General features: G+C 73.0%; 11 protein-coding genes and 1 pseudogene. 9 read left to right on the plus strand and 3 right to left on the minus strand.

Going from position 1 to position 15,081, the window contains the following annotated elements:
- The first annotated feature begins 99 nt into the window (after positions 1-99).
- Positions 100-1,794, plus strand: a complete 1,695-nt coding sequence (locus OG611_RS30460) for a proline--tRNA ligase (protein WP_266427432.1) — start codon at positions 100-102, stop codon at positions 1,792-1,794.
- Positions 1,795-1,854: 60 nt separating this feature from the next.
- Here the strand turns inward: OG611_RS30460 and OG611_RS30465 are convergent, their stop codons facing one another.
- From OG611_RS30465 to OG611_RS30475, 3 genes are read right to left on the minus strand one after another with little or no spacing between them, the layout of a single operon-like run.
- The gene (locus OG611_RS30465; protein WP_266427434.1) at positions 1,855-2,760 is read right to left on the minus strand and encodes an aminoglycoside phosphotransferase family protein; all 906 of its coding nucleotides are present in this window, start codon (positions 2,758-2,760) and stop codon (positions 1,855-1,857) included.
- 52 nt (positions 2,761-2,812) lie between these two features.
- The gene (locus OG611_RS30470) at positions 2,813-3,331 is read right to left on the minus strand and encodes a ferritin-like domain-containing protein (protein ID WP_266427436.1); all 519 of its coding nucleotides are present in this window, start codon (positions 3,329-3,331) and stop codon (positions 2,813-2,815) included.
- Positions 3,328-3,855: a hypothetical protein gene (locus tag OG611_RS30475; protein WP_266427439.1), complete on the minus strand. Its 528-nt coding sequence runs from the start codon at positions 3,853-3,855 to the stop codon at positions 3,328-3,330. The genes OG611_RS30470 and OG611_RS30475 overlap by 4 nt, the downstream gene beginning before the upstream one ends.
- 177 nt (positions 3,856-4,032) lie before the next feature.
- Here OG611_RS30475 and rimP point away from each other — a divergent pair, with 177 nt between their 5' ends.
- The 8 genes and pseudogenes from rimP to OG611_RS30515 all read left to right on the plus strand — a co-directional run bounded on the left by rimP (position 4,033) and on the right by OG611_RS30515 (position 15,041).
- Positions 4,033-4,530 carry a ribosome maturation factor RimP gene (rimP, locus tag OG611_RS30480; RefSeq protein WP_266427442.1) on the plus strand — a complete coding sequence of 166 codons (498 nt, stop codon included), beginning with the start codon at positions 4,033-4,035 and terminating at the stop codon, positions 4,528-4,530.
- A 2-nt stretch (positions 4,531-4,532) separates the two neighbouring features.
- The gene (gene nusA, locus OG611_RS30485) at positions 4,533-5,573 is read left to right on the plus strand and encodes a transcription termination factor NusA (RefSeq protein WP_266427444.1); all 1,041 of its coding nucleotides are present in this window, start codon (positions 4,533-4,535) and stop codon (positions 5,571-5,573) included.
- A 109-nt stretch (positions 5,574-5,682) separates the two neighbouring features.
- Entirely contained in the window at positions 5,683-5,961 is a 279-nt protein-coding gene (locus OG611_RS30490; protein ID WP_266427446.1) for a YlxR family protein, read from the plus strand.
- A gap of 147 nt (positions 5,962-6,108) precedes the next feature.
- Positions 6,109-9,205 (plus strand): annotated as a pseudogene (gene infB, locus OG611_RS30495) (translation initiation factor IF-2).
- Between the two features lie 168 nt (positions 9,206-9,373).
- Entirely contained in the window at positions 9,374-9,670 is a 297-nt protein-coding gene (locus OG611_RS30500; RefSeq protein WP_266427449.1) for a DUF503 domain-containing protein, read from the plus strand.
- 25 nt (positions 9,671-9,695) lie between these two features.
- Positions 9,696-10,148, plus strand: a complete 453-nt coding sequence (gene rbfA, locus OG611_RS30505) for a 30S ribosome-binding factor RbfA (protein WP_266427452.1) — start codon at positions 9,696-9,698, stop codon at positions 10,146-10,148.
- Entirely contained in the window at positions 10,145-11,041 is an 897-nt protein-coding gene (gene truB / locus OG611_RS30510) for a tRNA pseudouridine(55) synthase TruB (protein ID WP_266427455.1), read from the plus strand. The genes rbfA and truB overlap by 4 nt, the downstream gene beginning before the upstream one ends.
- A gap of 205 nt (positions 11,042-11,246) precedes the next feature.
- A complete protein-coding gene (locus OG611_RS30515; RefSeq protein WP_266427457.1) occupies positions 11,247-15,041 on the plus strand; it encodes a serine protease in 3,795 nt (1,264 codons plus the stop codon).
- Positions 15,042-15,081 lie beyond the last annotated feature (40 nt).

Genomic DNA, 15,081 nt, shown 5'->3' on the forward strand with positions numbered 1-15,081 from the left:
CGCGGGTCACGGCACCGGCACCGCGGACAATGGATTTCCGCCCACCCGTACCGCCCGGCTAACCTCCTGCACATCACCCTTTCCGAGCAGGAGTTCACCATGGCCCAGGTCCAGCGCATGTCCCGATTGATGATCAAGACACTGCGCGACGACCCGGCCGACGCCGAGACGCTCAACCACAAGCTGCTCGTCCGGGCCGGATACGTACGTCGCACCGCGGCCGGAATCTGGACCTGGCTGCCGCTCGGCAAGAAGGTCCTGGAGAACATCACCCGCGTCGTCCGCGAGGAGATGGACGCCATCGGCGGCCAGGAGGTCCTGCTTCCCGCGCTGCTGCCCAAGGAGGCGTACGAGGCGAGCGGGCGGTACGACGAGTACGGCGACCTGCTGTTCCGGCTCAAGGACCGCAAGGGTGCCGACTACCTCCTCGGCCCCACCCACGAGGAGATCTTCACCCAGGTCGTCAAGGACATGTGCTCGTCCTACAAGGACCTGCCCGTGATCCTCTACCAGATCCAGACCAAGTACCGCGACGAGGCCCGTCCCCGGGCCGGCGTGCTGCGCGGCCGTGAGTTCCAGATGAAGGACTCGTACTCCTTCGACACCACCGACGAGGGTCTCGCCGAGGCGTACCAGCTCCACCGCGCCGCCTACATCCGGATCTTCGAGCGGCTCGGCCTCGACCACCGCATCGTCTCCGCCGTCTCCGGTGCCATGGGCGGATCGGCGTCCGAGGAGTTCCTCGCGCCCGCCCCGGCCGGTGAGGACACCTTCGTCGACTGCCCCGCCTGCGACTACGCCGCCAACACCGAGGCCGTGACCTTCAAGGCCACCCCCGCGGACGGCTCGGCGCACGGCCCCGTCGAGGAGCTGGACACCCCCGACACCCCGACCATCGAGTCGCTCGCCGCGCACCTCGGCGTCCCGGCCTCCGCGACCCTGAAGAACCTGCTGGTCAAGGTCGACGGCGAGATCGTGGCCGTGGGCGTGCCGGGCGACCGCGAGGTCGACCTCGGCAAGCTCGGCGAGCACCTCGCCCCCGCCGTCGTCGAGCTCGTCACCGCCGAGGACTTCGAGGGCCGTCCCGACCTGGTACGCGGCTACGTCGGCCCGCAGGGCCTGGAGAAGGTCCGCTACATCGCCGACCCGCGCGTCGCCCCCGGCACCGCCTGGATCACCGGCGCCAACAAGGAGGGCAAGCACGCGAAGAACGTCGTCGCGGGCCGTGACTTCGAGGTTGCCGACTACCTGGACGTCGTCGTCGTCGAGGCCGGCGACCCCTGCCCCAACTGCGGCACCGGCCTCCAGGTGGACCGCGCCATCGAGATCGGGCACATCTTCCAGCTCGGCCGCAAGTACGCCGACATCTTCTCCCTCGACGTCCTCGGCCAGCAGGGTAAGCCCGTCCGCGTCACGATGGGCTCGTACGGCATCGGCGTCTCCCGCGCGGTGGCCGCCCTCGCCGAGCAGACCGCCGACGACAAGGGTCTGTGCTGGCCCCGCGAGATCGCCCCGGCCGACGTGCACGTCGTCGCGGCGGGCAAGGCGCTCCAGACCGAGCTGGCGCTCGACGTCTCCGAGAAGCTGAACGCCGCGGGCCTGCGCGTCCTGGTCGACGACCGTCCGGGCGTCTCGCCCGGTGTCAAGTTCACCGACTCCGAGCTCATCGGTGTCCCGAAGATCCTGGTCGCCGGCCGCCGTTCGGCCGAGGGCGTCCTGGAGCTCAAGGACCGCCGCACAGGTGAGCGCGAGGAGCTCACCGTCGACGAGGCGATCGCCCGCCTCACCGCCTGACACCGCAGAAAGCCGCAGGCCCCCCGCGCACCGCGCGGGGGGCCTGCGGCCTGTCGGTCCTCAGAGCCAGCTCGCGAACTCCAGCGTCAGCTCGCCCTCCTGGCGGCGGCCGACCGTCAGCGCCCGGGTCCCCGACTCCACCGCGCGGAACAGCGTCCAGCCGTGCAGCCGCTCCCGGTCCACGTCCAGCGAATCGGCGAGCTTCTTGATCCGCCGGCGTGCCGTCACCGGGCCGCCGGGCGAGGCGATCAGGTCCTCGACGCGGTCGCGCACCAGGCGGGCCAGGTCGTAGGCGCGCTCGCCGACCAGCGGCTCGGGGCCGACCGTCAGCCACGGCGCCCGCTCACCGGCCAGCACCTTGCTCTGGCGGAAGTTGCCGTGCAGCAGCAGAAGTTCGGGGGAGTGGGCGACCAGCTCCTCACGCGCCGCGAGCGCCGCGGAGACCAGCGGCTCCAGGCCCGGGTCGGCGGCCGCGCAGGCGCGCATCGGCTCGATCCGGTGCCCGGTCCGTTCGGCGACCGTCTCGAAACCGTGCCCGGCCGGCGGCTCGACCCACAGCCGGCGCACCGTCCCCGCCGCTTCGAGCAGCGCCTTCGCCTCCGGCAGCGAGCGCAGCGACACCTCGGGGTGCAGCCGCTCCAGCAGCAGTGCGCCGGGGCCGGCGGCGATGAGCTGGACCGCGCCCCAGCCGTTCCAGTGGGCCAGGGCCGCCCGCTCCAGCTCGGGTGCGGCCCCGGGCGGCGCGATCTTCAGGGCGGCCGGGGTGCCGTCGGAACCCGTCACCAGCAGGACCAGACTGCTGCGGCCCCCCGGGGCGGCGACCCGCTCCACGGTCGGCTTCCGTCCGGTGGCGGACAGCGCTTCCTCGGTCAGTGCGGGAAGCTGCGCGAGCCAGTCGGCGGCGGCCGCATCCCCGTACGACTCGCCCAGCGCCCGCACCAGACGCTGCGGCGGTTCGAAACCCATACGTGCTTTGTTCCCTTTCAGAGCTTCTTCAGTGCGCCGCTTCAGAGCTTCTTCAGTGCGCCGCGCCGGACCCGTTCGTCACATCGGCCCCGCTCTTCGCACCGGACCCGGCGTTCGCGGCTGTCCCCGCCTTCGCGCCGGTGCCGTCGGCGGACCGCTCGACGAGCCCGGGAAAGGCTACGCCGCTGCCCCGCCAGCGGACCGCGCGCACCGCGGCCTCCCGCAGCGCGTCGGCCGCCTCCCGCCTGAGCGGACCCTCGGCGGCCCGTACGAGATCGGAGTACACACCCGCGACCCGGTCCTCCAGCACGGCCGCCAGCCGCACCGCCGCGGCCGGGTCCGGCACCGCGAACGGCAGAGCGTACGCGGCCTGCGCCGCCACCGGCTCGCCGCCCAGTCCGCGCACGGTCCGCGTCAGCGCGTCGCGCCTGGCCCGGTGCGCGTGGTAGGCCGCCACGGCCTCGGCCCGGCGGCCCTCGGCGACCCGGCCGCCGACCACCCCGTACCCGTACACCGCCGCGTGTTCGGCTGCCAGGGCCGCCTGTGCGGCCTTCCGTGTCCCGGCACTCATGACGAGGTCTCCTTGGCCAGTTCGGTCAGCAGATAGACGTGGGCCGCGCCCGCCGCCGCGATCGACGCCAGCAGCCGGGCCAGCTCCGGCGGGGCCTCCATGAGGGCCGCCAGGTGCGCGTCCGCGGTACGGCGCTCCGCCGTGGCCAGCTCCTTGAGACCGGCCTCGGCACCGGCCGCCCGCGACCGCGGGAGGGCGGGCGGCTGCCCGCCGGCCGGTGCCAGCGCCTTGGCATGGGCGCGTACGGCGTCCCGCAGCGGCGAGAGCCCGGCGGCGGTCGCCGGGTGGGCCCTGATCACCTGCTCGTAGCCGCCGAGCAGTTCCAGGCTGGTACGAGCGGCGGCTGTCCGGATCCTCTTCTCCGCCCGCGCCGTGGAGGCCTGTTCGGCCGCGGTCGCCGCCCCGGACCGGGCGGAGTCCTTCCCGCGCCCCGGCCCGTCACCGCAGCCGGCCAGCACCGCCCCCAGGGCGAGCACTCCCGTCGCGGTGAACGCACCTCTGCGCGTCGTCCCCGTGCGCCGCACCTGTTCTCCTTCGGGCCTGTACCTGACTTGACTGGATCTGTCCTGAAGTGATCACCGCAGGCGAGCGTACCTGCGGCCGGGGAGCCGGCGGACGGCAACACCCCTCGGGACCGGATACCCTTTGACCTGACACGCGACGATCCCCACAACAGCACACGCGGCCGAGGAGTCACCCGGATGAGCACCACCCAGAGCGAGAGGCTGCGCGGGCTGCTCGAACCGCTCGTCAGCGCCGAACAGCTGGATCTCGAAGAGATCGAGGTGTCCCGGGCCGGTCGCCGCCGCGTGCTGCGGATCATCGTGGACTCCGAGGAGGGCGTCGAGCTGGACGCCTGCGCCGAGCTGAGCCGCGCGATCTCCGAGAAGCTCGACGAGACCGACGCGATGGGCGACGGCGAGTACGTCCTCGAAGTCAGTTCCCCCGGTGCCGACCGTCCGCTGACGGAGCACCGCCACTACGTACGTGCCACGGGCCGCCTGGCCAAGCTGCATCTGCACGAGGGCGGCGAGCTGGTGGCCCGCATCCTCGCCGTGGACGAAGAAGGCCTCGACCTCGAAGTGCCGGGCGTCAAGGGCCGCAAGCCCACGTCCCGCCGGGTCGCCTTCGACGAGATCGCCAAGGCGCGCGTGGAGATCGAATTCAGCCGCAAGGACAAGAAGGAAGAGGAGGCGTAGCCGTGGACATCGATGTGAAGCTCTTGAAGGGCTTGGCACAGGACAAGGAGATCCCCTTCGACGTGCTCGTCGAGGCGATCGAGTCGGCCCTCCTCATCGCCTACCACCGTACCGACGGAAGCCACCGCCGCGCGCGAGTGAAGCTCGACGAGCGCGGCCATGTGACGGTGTGGGCGAAGGAGGACCCGGCCGACCTCGAAGAGGGCCAGGAGCCCAAGGAGTTCGACGACACCCCGTCCGGTTTCGGACGGATCGCCGCGACCACCGCGAAGCAGGTCATCCTGCAGCGGCTGCGCGACGCCGAGGACGACAAGACGTTCGGTGAGTACGCGGGGCACGAGGGCGATGTCGTCACCGGCGTCGTCCAGCAGGGCAAGGACCCGAAGAACGTCCTGGTCGACATCGGCAAGCTGGAAGCGATCCTGCCGGTGCAGGAGCAGGTGCCGGGCGAGGAGTACACCCACGGCCTGCGGCTGCGTACGTACGTCGTACGGGTCGCCAAGGGCGTGCGCGGCCCCTCCGTGACGCTGTCGCGGACCCACCCCAACCTCGTGAAGAAGCTCTTCGCGCTGGAGGTGCCGGAGATCGCGGACGGTTCCGTCGAGATCTGCGCCATCGCCCGCGAGGCCGGCCACCGCACCAAGATCGCGGTCCGTTCGACCCGCTCCGGGCTGAACGCCAAGGGTGCCTGCATCGGCCCGATGGGCGGCCGTGTGCGCAACGTCATGGCCGAGCTGCACGGCGAGAAGATCGACATCGTGGACTGGTCGGACGACCCCGCCGAGATGGTCGCCAACGCGCTGTCGCCCGCACGGGTGAGCCAGGTCGAGGTCGTCGACCTCGGCGCCCGGTCCGCCCGGGTCACCGTGCCGGACTATCAGCTCTCGCTGGCGATCGGCAAGGAGGGGCAGAATGCCCGCCTCGCCGCCCGTCTCACCGGCTGGCGCATCGACATCCGTCCGGACACCGAGACCGACGCCGAGCGCGACGTGGCCGACCGGGAGCGGGCCGAGCGGGCCCGTGAGCGGTCCGAGCGCCGCTGACCCGGCCCGCGGGGAATATATCCGGGCGGCATGCCGCTGAGATCACGACAACATCCGTTCGATTTTTGCCCCAAAGGGGTGAGGTCGGTGCGGGGAGGTAGACTTAGACGTGTCTGGCCGGACGCAGGCCCGAGCTTGCCCTGAGCGAACGTGTGTGGGATGCCGGGAGCGGGCGGCCAAGAGCGATCTGCTGCGCATCGTCGTGGACGGGGACGCCTGCGTCCCCGATCCTCGCGGTACGCTGCCCGGCCGGGGTGCCTATGTACACCCCGCCTCCGTCTGTCTGGACCTGGCGGTTCGCCGCCGGGCCTTCCCCCGGGCCTTCAAGGCCAAGGGGCCGTTCGACCCCGCCGCAGTGCAGCGGTTCGTCGAGCGGGTGACACCGTAAGAAATGAACGGCACGGGACCCCGTGCGGTCAGGTACCTCGCGAGTTGGAAGTAGGTCGAGATTGCGATGAGCACTCGATGAGTACGCGATGAGTACGCCCATGAAGTAGCGACGGTCCGGCGGTAACCCGGACCTAAAAGGAGCGAAGTGGCTAAGGTCCGGGTATACGAACTCGCCAAGGAGTTCGGCGTCGAGAGCAAGGTCGTCATGGCCAAGCTCCAAGAACTCGGTGAATTCGTCCGTTCGGCGTCCTCGACGATCGAGGCGCCGGTTGTACGCAAGTTGACCGACGCACTGCAGGGGCCCGGCGGCAACGCCGGCAAGTCCGCTGCAAAGCCTGGCGCGCCCCGCAAGGCGACGCCCGCAAAGCCCGCAGCGCCCTCCCCGGCCGCTGCGGCACGTCCCGCTGCCCCGAAGCCCGGCGCCCCGGCCCCCAAGCCGGCCCCCGCCGCCCCGGTGAGCAGCACCCCCGCAGCGCCTTCCGCGCCGTCTGCCGGCCCGCGTCCGGGCCCGAAGCCCGCGCCCAAGCCCGCTCCGGTGACTCCGGTGCCCGCCGCCGAGTTCTCGGCTCCGACTCCGGCCCAGCAGGCTGCCCCGCAGCAGCAGGCCCCGCGTCCCGCGGGTGCCACCCCCGGACCCCGTCCCGCCCGTCCGGCCCCGGCCGGCCGGTCAGCGTGACGGTGGCCAGCGCGACGGCGGCCGTGGTGGCGAGCGTGGCGGCGACCGCCCCGCGCGTCCCGCGGGCCAGGGTGCCCCGCGCCCCGGCGCCCGTCCGGCCGGTCCCCGTCCGGGCAACAACCCTTTCACCTCCGGTGGCTCGACGGGCATGGCCCGTCCGCAGGCGCCCCGTCCCGGCGGCGCCCCGCGTCCCGGTGGCGGCCAGGACCGTCCGGGCGCCCCGCGTCCGCAGGGCGGCCCCGGTGGCGCTCCGCGCCCCCAGGGTCAGGGCGGTGCCCGTCCGACTCCGGGCGGCATGCCCCGTCCGCAGGCTCCCCGTCCGGGCGGTGCCCCCGGTGGTAACCGTCCGAACCCGGGCATGATGCCGCAGCGTCCCGCTGCCGGCCCGCGTCCCGGTGGTGGCCCCGGCGGTGGCCGTGGTCCCGGTGGCGGCGGTCGTCCCGGCGGTGGCGGCGGCGCAGGCCGTCCCGGCGGCGGTGGCTTCGCCGGTCGTCCGGCCGGTCCCGGTGGCGGTGGCGGCGGTTTCGCCGGTCGTCCCGGTGGCGGCGGTGGCGGCGCGGGCCGTCCCGGCGGTGGCGGTGGCTTCGGCGGTCGTCCCGGCTTCGGTGGACGTCCCGGCGGCCCCGGTGGCCGTGGTGGCACACAGGGTGCGTTCGGCCGTCCCGGCGGTCCCGCGCGTCGTGGTCGCAAGTCGAAGCGGCAGAGGCGCCAGGAGTACGAGGCCATGCAGGCCCCGTCGGTGGGCGGCGTCATGCTGCCTCGCGGCAACGGACAGTCCGTCCGTCTGTCGCGCGGTGCCTCCCTCACCGACTTCGCGGAGAAGATCAACGCCAACCCGGCATCGCTCGTCGCCGTGATGATGAACCTCGGCGAGATGGTCACGGCGACGCAGTCCGTCTCCGACGACACCCTCAGGCTGCTCGCGGACGAGATGAACTACGTCCTCGAGATCGTCAGCCCCGAGGAGGAGGACCGCGAGCTGCTCGAGTCCTTCGACATCGAGTTCGGCGAGGACGAGGGCGGCGAAGAGGCCCTGGTCTCGCGTCCGCCGGTCGTGACCGTCATGGGTCACGTCGACCACGGCAAGACCCGACTGCTGGACGCGATCCGCAAGACGAACGTCGTCGCGGGCGAGGCCGGCGGCATCACGCAGCACATCGGTGCGTACCAGGTCTCCTCCGAGGTCAACGGTGAGGACCGCAGGATCACCTTCATCGACACCCCGGGTCACGAGGCGTTCACCGCCATGCGTGCCCGTGGTGCGAAGTCCACCGACATCGCGATCCTCGTGGTGGCGGCGAACGACGGTGTGATGCCGCAGACGATCGAGGCGCTGAACCACGCCAAGGCGGCCGACGTGCCGATCGTGGTCGCGGTCAACAAGATCGACGTCGAGGGCGCCGACCCGACCAAGGTGCGCGGTCAGCTCACCGAGTTCGGTCTGGTGGCCGAGGAGTACGGCGGCGACACGATGTTCGTCGACATCTCCGCCAAGCAGGGCCTCAACATCGAGTCCCTTCTGGAGGCCGTCGTCCTCACCGCCGACGCCTCGCTCGACCTGCGGGCCAACCCGGAGCAGGACGCGCAGGGTATTGCGATCGAGTCCCACCTCGACCGCGGCCGCGGTGCCGTTTCGACCGTCCTGGTCCAGCGCGGCACGCTGCGCATCGGCGACACGATGGTGGTCGGCGACGCGTACGGCCGTGTCCGGGCGATGCTCGACGACAACGGCAACAACGTCGAGGAAGCGGGTCCGTCGACCCCCGTCCTCGTGCTCGGTCTCACCAACGTCCCGGGTGCCGGCGACAACTTCCTGGTGGTCGACGAGGACCGTACGGCCCGTCAGATCGCCGAGAAGCGTGCCGCCCGTGAGCGCAACGCCAACTTCGCCCGCAAGGGCGTCCGGTTCTCCCTGGAGAACCTGGACGAGGCGCTCAAGGCCGGTCTGGTCCAGGAGCTCAACCTCATCATCAAGGGCGACGCGTCCGGTTCGGTGGAGGCTCTCGAGTCCTCGCTGCTCCAGCTCGACGTCGGCGACGAGGTCGACATCCGGGTCCTGCACCGCGGTGTGGGTGCGGTCACCGAGTCGGACATCGACCTGGCGACCGGCTCCGACGCCATCGTCATCGGCTTCAACGTCCGCGCTGCCGGGCGTGCCCAGCAGATGGCGGAGCGCGAGGGCGTCGACGTCCGCTACTACTCGGTGATCTACCAGGCCATCGAGGAGATCGAGGCGGCCCTCAAGGGCATGCTCAAGCCGGAGTACGAAGAGGTCGAGCTCGGTACGGCGGAGATCCGCGAGATCTTCCGCTCGTCCAAGCTGGGCAACATCGCCGGTGTGCTGGTCCGCTCCGGCGAGGTCAAGCGCAACACCAAGGCGCGCCTGCTGCGCGATGGCAAGGTCATCGCGGAGAACCTCAACATCTCCGGTCTGCGCCGCTTCAAGGACGACGTCACCGAGATCCGCGAAGGCTTCGAGGGCGGTATCAACCTCGGAAACTTCAACGACATCAAGATCGACGACGTCATCGCGACGTACGAGATGCGCGAGAAGCCGCGAGGCTGATCCACGGGGAATTCCGGGGGGAGACCCCCGGATCTCTCTTCAACAGTCGGGGCCGGTCGACGGGTCATATTTCCGTCGATCGGCCCCGGCCGTTCCGTGTACGGTTCTGGTGTCCCCGCCAAGCACTGGCAGGGCGCGAACCCGAACCGGCGGGACATCCGGACACACATGTATGTGGGGACACTGTCCTTCGATCTGCTTCTCGGCGACGTACGGTCGTTGAAGGAGAAGCGCTCCGTCGTCCGTCCGATCGTCGCCGAGCTCCAGCGCAAATACGCGGTGAGCGCGGCGGAGGTGGGCGGTCAGGATCTCCATCGCAGGGCCGAGATCGGCCTTGCCGTGGTCTCCGGGGACACCGGACACCTCACAGATGTTCTGGACCGGTGCGAGCGGCTGGTGGCCGCACGCCCGGAAGTGGAGCTGCTGTCCGTACGACGGCGGGTACACAGCGACGAAGACGATTGAGCAAGGCGAAGAAGGAGACGGACCAGTGGCCGACAACGCGCGGGCGAAGAAGCTGGCGGACCTCATCCAGGAGGTGGTCGCCGAGAAACTGCAGCGCGGTATCAAGGACCCGCGTCTGGGTACGCACGTGACTATCACGGACACCCGGGTCACCGGTGACCTGCGGGAGGCCACGGTCTTCTACACGGTCTACGGCGACGACGAGGAGCGGGCGAGCGCCGCGGCCGGTCTGGAGAGCGCCAAGGGCATCCTGCGTTCGGCGGTCGGAGCGGCGGCGGGGACGAAGTTCACCCCCACCCTGGCCTTCGTGGCGGACGCCCTGCCGGGCAACGCCAAGGCGATCGAGGACCTCCTCGACCGGGCGCGTGCCTCGGACGCACGGGTGCGCGAGGCGTCCTCGGGCGCCACGTACGCCGGTGGTGCCGACCCGTACCGCAAGGCGGACGACGAGAACGACGAGGACGCCGCCTCCGAATGACATCGCAGAAAACGCCGGACGGCCTTGTCATCGTCGACAAGCCGTCCGGCTTCACTTCGCACGACGTCGTCGCCAAGATGCGCGGCATCGCCCGGACCCGCCGGGTCGGCCACGCCGGCACGCTGGACCCGATGGCGACCGGCGTTCTCGTGCTCGGTGTCGAGAAGGCCACCAAGCTGCTGGGCCATCTCGCACTGACCGAGAAGGAGTACCTCGGCACGATCCGGCTCGGCCAGAACACCATCACGGACGACGCGGAGGGCGAGATCACCTCGTCCACCGACGCGTCCGGTGTGACCCGGGACGGCATCGACTCCGGGGTCGCCGCCCTGACCGGACCGATCATGCAGGTGCCGTCCAAGGTCAGCGCCATCAAGATCGACGGCAAGCGGTCCTACGCGCGGGTGCGCGGCGGCGAGGAGTTCGAGATCCCGGCCCGGCCGGTGACGATCTCGTCCTTCCACGTCTACGACGTCCGCCCGGAGGTCGCCGAGGACGGCACGCCGGTCGTCGACCTGGTCGTCTCGGTGGTCTGCTCCTCGGGTACGTACATCCGTGCGATCGCCCGGGACCTCGGTGCCGGGCTCGGCGTCGGCGGGCATCTGACCGCGCTGCGGCGCACCCGGGTCGGTCCCTACGGCCTCGACGCGGCGCGGACGCTCGACCAGCACCAGGAGAAGCTGACCGTGATGCCGGTGGCCGAGGCCGCCGCCTCGGCGTTCCCCCGCTGGGACGTGGACGAGAAGCGCGCCAAGCTGCTGCTGAACGGCGTACGGCTGGACATGCCGGCCTTCCCGCCGGGACCGGTCGGCGTCTTCGGGCCCGACGGGCGGTTCCTGGTCCTCGTCGAGGAGCAGAAGGGCAAGGCCAAGAGCCTCGCCGTATTCGCCTGACGGGCGGACCGGTCCTTCGGGACGCGCATCGTGGAGCGGGCGGGGCAGTCCCTGCGCCCGCTCCACGATCCCCCCACATGGTCTGTCCACCGGACGCCATCAATTCACCCCAATGGGCAGGCGCTCGGAGTGAAACGGGGGTGCATTCGGGGGCGCTTTTACTCCGAGTGGCCCATGCGGTGATCATCGGACCTAACGTCGGACCATGGGAAGCGGGGACCGGGCAGCGCTGGTACGTATCTGCGATCCGGCCGGCCGGCCGCGGGGGAGCGGATTCGTCGCGGACGACCGCGGCACGGTACTCACCAGTCACGAAGCCGTCGACGGCACCACCCGGCTCGTCCTGCACGGAACGGGCGGTCGCAGCCGCACCGTCGAGGCCGACGACATCACCGCCCTGCCCGAGCTGGATCTCGCCCTGCTGCACACCGCGGGGCCCGGAGAGCTGGGCGTGGAGCCGGTACCGATCGCCCGGCGGGACCGGATCGACGCCGGTACGTATGTGACGATCGCCGCGCACGGCTGGCGCGAGGCCCGAGTGCTCGGCACGGCTGACGTGACGTACACCGCGAACGGCCGCTCCCATCCGATCGGCGCGGCGCTGGAGCTGGCGCTCGGTACGGACGGCAGGGACGCCCTGCGGCTCGGCGGCGCGGCCGTGGGCGGGCCCGTCCTCGACCCGGAGAGCGGCGCGGTCATCGCCGTGCTGGGCAGTGCGCTGCGCGCCGGGCACGCGGGCGCAGGGTTCGCCGTGCCGCTCCGGGAAGCGGGCACCGGCGGCCCGCTCGACGCCCTGCTGCGGCGCAACGCGACGAGCGTTCCCGGATACGGACGCGATCTGAATCTCGCGGGCGCCCTGCACCTCACCGCGACCTCGCTCGGCTCGGCGGACGGCCCCGCCGCCTGGCCCGATCCGGTCGAACGCCCGGACGTCATCGCGGAGTTCACCGCCTTCGCGGGCCCGGTCCGAGCCGCATCGGCACCGGACGGCCCCGCCGTGGTCCTCGGTCTCGTCGGAGCGCCGGGCACCGGCCGTACCACCGAACTGGCCGCACTCACCGCCCGCCGGGCGCGCGGCCCGGTACCCGCGCCCACCCTCTGGCTGCGCGGCGCCGATCTGCTGGCCGACGACACCTCGGTCGCCGACGCCGTCGCCCGTACGCTGCGCCGGGCAGGGCGGATCGTCACCGCCGCCGGAGCGGGCGGCGACATGGCGAGCGCCACCCCCGAGCGGGTGGCCCGGCTGGCCGAGGAGTCCGGGAGCCCGCTCCTCGTCCTGCTGGACGGCCCCGAGGAGATGCCTCCCGCGCTGGCCCACGAGCCGGCCCGGTGGACCGCCGCCACCGTCGAATGGCTGCGGGGGCACGGGGCGCGGCTCGTGATCGCCTGTGGGCCCGAGCACTGGGAGACGGCCGGTGCGCTCTGCCCGCCCGGCGCGCTGCACCGCCCCGTCAGGCCGGCCGGGCGGCTGCCCTCCGCGGTCCGCCTGGGCGAGCTCACCGCAGGCCAGGCCGGACAGGCCAAGGAGCGGTACGCCATCCCGCCCGAAGCGCTCGCCCCCGGCCACGACCGGCACCCGCTCACCCTGCGCCTGCTCGCGGAGGTGCGCGCCGCGCTGCCGGGGGACGTCGCCGGGCAGCCCGACACCGAGCAGGTCTTCGGCGCCCACCTGGACCTGATGTGCCTGCGCATCGCGGTCCGGATCGCAGCGGCGTCCGGCCCGGCGCCGGGGGGCGGCGCGGTCCGCAGGCTGGCCGCCCGGGTGGCGGGGCAGGTCCACGAGGCGGCGCGGCGCTGTCTGGGTCCCGGACAGGGGGAGCTGGGCCGGGCGGCGTTCGAGGAGGTCTTCCCCTGGCGCACGGGCTGGGCGTCGGCCGTCCTCACCGAGGGCCTGCTCGTCCCGGCGGGCGCCGGATACCGCTTCGCGCACGAGGAGCTGGGGGACTGGGTGCAGGGCGCCCACCTGGACGTGGGCGCGGCGCTGCACGCGCTGGTCCACCGCTGGCACGCGCAGGAGGGGCCGGGCGAAGGGCCGGGGGCGACGGGCGCCGAGCACCGTGTTCCGCAGCCGAGGAGGCCGCGTACGGGGCGCGGGGCGACCGCGGCGGTGCCCACGGGGCCGCGAGCGGAGCCCGGCCGTGCGGACCTGCCGGACGTGGCGGTGCAGGCGCGGGCGGCGACCGGGGCACGCACCCTGCCCGTGCCGCGCCATCGCATCGGCCCGGTGATCCAGGCCCTGCTGCTCCTGGGCCGCCGACAGGGCCCCGCCGCCCTGTCCCACCAACTGGCCGACCTCATCGAGGCGCTGGACCGGCTGTCGGCGGGCGCGGGGGCGGGGGCGGCGGCCGGCGCCCCCGTCCTGTGCACCGCCCCCGGCCGCGACGGGGAGAACGGCGCACCGCGTCACGACGCCCGCTGGTGGACGGTCCGTCTGCTCTCGGAGACCCTGCTCCGGGTGCCCGACGCCCGGCCGCACCTCGGCGTGCTGCGGCTCCTGGCCGGCCGGGTCGTGCGCCGGGCCGCCGCGGGCTCCCCGGGCGGCCCGGGGACGTACGCCGCGTTCGGGCCGTGGTTCTGGCGGCGGCTCAGGCTGCCCGAGGAGGACCGGATCGATCTGTTCCGGCGTCTCGTCCCCGCCGACGGCCCGCCCCGCGGCGAGCCCCGTGCCGACCGCGACCGCTCCTGCGGCACGTACTCCGACGGCGACGGCGGCGAACGGTTCCTGGATGCCGTCGCGCGACGGCTCGTCGACCGGCCCAGGACCATGCAGCCACTGCTCTGCGGCTGGTTCACCGACGAGCGCCCGCTTCCCGCCGGGGACGGGGACGCGATGCGGCCGACCGTGGGAGCCGCCGCCCAGGCGCTGCTCTACGCCCGCCGGGACCTGGCCGTCGACGATCTGACCGACGCACTCGTCTCGACCCCCCACCCCCGGGCCGAGGAACTGCTCACCGCGCTGGCCGAGGACGAGCCCGCCGCGCTGTGCCGGGCCGTCCACCGCTGGGCCCACGACGAGGACCGGCGCGCCCGCCGCAGCGCCGCCGCCTCCTACGCGCTGATCACCTCGGCGCACGCCACCCTCGACGCCGACCGCGAGCTGCTGCGCGGATCGGCCCTGGCCCTGCTGGCCCGCCCGGCGGACGCCGCCCTGCACGGGTCCGCGCTCGCCCTCCTCGTACAGGATCCGCGGACCAGGGACCGATACCTCCCGCAGGCGCTCCGGGCCTTCGTCGCGGGGGAGTCCGGGCCGTCCGCGGACGCGCTCGCCGTCGCGCTGCCCTCCCACCCGGAACCGGTGCTCGCCGCGTTCCGGGAGCGGCTCACCCGGCCGGACGACGGGGCGGGGGAGGTGCTGTGTGCGCTGGCCGGGATCGACGCCCCCGCGCTCGCCCTGCACACCGCCGGGCTCGTGCGCGCCTACATCGACAGCCACCCGGACGACGCCGTGCACCCGGCCTCGTACGTCGACCGGAGGCTGGAGCGCGGCCCGGCCGCCCTCGCCCTGCTGCTGCCCCTGGTGACCGGGCTGCTGCGGGACCGCCCCGTGCCGCCGCCGGTACGCGGCGCGCTGGCCGGGGTGCTCGCCGCACCCGGGAGTCCCGCCTCCGGACCGCTGAGGGAGCAGCTGTTGGAGGTCCTGCTGGACTTCGAGCAGGAGGCCCACCGGGATCCGGCCGTGCTCGACGCGTTGTTGCGGGCCGCCGCGGCCGGCTCCGGCGGGCGTGCTCCCGCCCGTACCCGCGCCCTGGTCCACCGCACCGGGACACTGCTGGTCCGGACCCCCGAGGGCGCGGTCCGCTTCGACCGCCGGCTGGTCGAACTCGCCCGTGAGCTGCCCGGATTCGCCGCCCTGATCACCGGGTGGCTGGCCGACGCCCCGCAGGAATGGGCGACGCTCGTCGGTCCGAGCGCACGGCGGACCGTGGAGGCGCTGGGAAGCCCGAAGACGATGCCGATGCAGGCCGCGCGGCGTGAGCATGGCAGTCTTAGACCTGCGTAAGAGACAAACCCACGTACACAGGTTCGGGCGAGGAGCGGTC

The organism is Streptomyces sp. NBC_01363 (assembly GCF_026340595.1).
Taxonomy (GTDB): domain Bacteria; phylum Actinomycetota; class Actinomycetes; order Streptomycetales; family Streptomycetaceae; genus Streptomyces.

Excerpts from the sequence above, each read along its gene's own strand:
- truB (WP_266427455.1), top strand. The coding sequence starts at position 10,145 with ATGACATCGCAGAAAACGCCGGACGGCCTTGTCATCGTCGACAAGCCG.
- OG611_RS30470 (WP_266427436.1), bottom strand. The coding sequence starts at position 3,331 with ATGAGTGCCGGGACACGGAAGGCCGCACAGGCGGCCCTGGCAGCCGAA.
- OG611_RS30460 (WP_266427432.1), top strand. The coding sequence starts at position 100 with ATGGCCCAGGTCCAGCGCATGTCCCGATTGATGATCAAGACACTGCGC.
- OG611_RS30515 (WP_266427457.1), top strand. The coding sequence starts at position 11,247 with ATGGGAAGCGGGGACCGGGCAGCGCTGGTACGTATCTGCGATCCGGCC.
- OG611_RS30465 (WP_266427434.1), bottom strand. The coding sequence starts at position 2,760 with ATGGGTTTCGAACCGCCGCAGCGTCTGGTGCGGGCGCTGGGCGAGTCG.
- OG611_RS30500 (WP_266427449.1), top strand. The coding sequence starts at position 9,374 with ATGTATGTGGGGACACTGTCCTTCGATCTGCTTCTCGGCGACGTACGG.
- rimP (WP_266427442.1), top strand. The coding sequence starts at position 4,033 with ATGAGCACCACCCAGAGCGAGAGGCTGCGCGGGCTGCTCGAACCGCTC.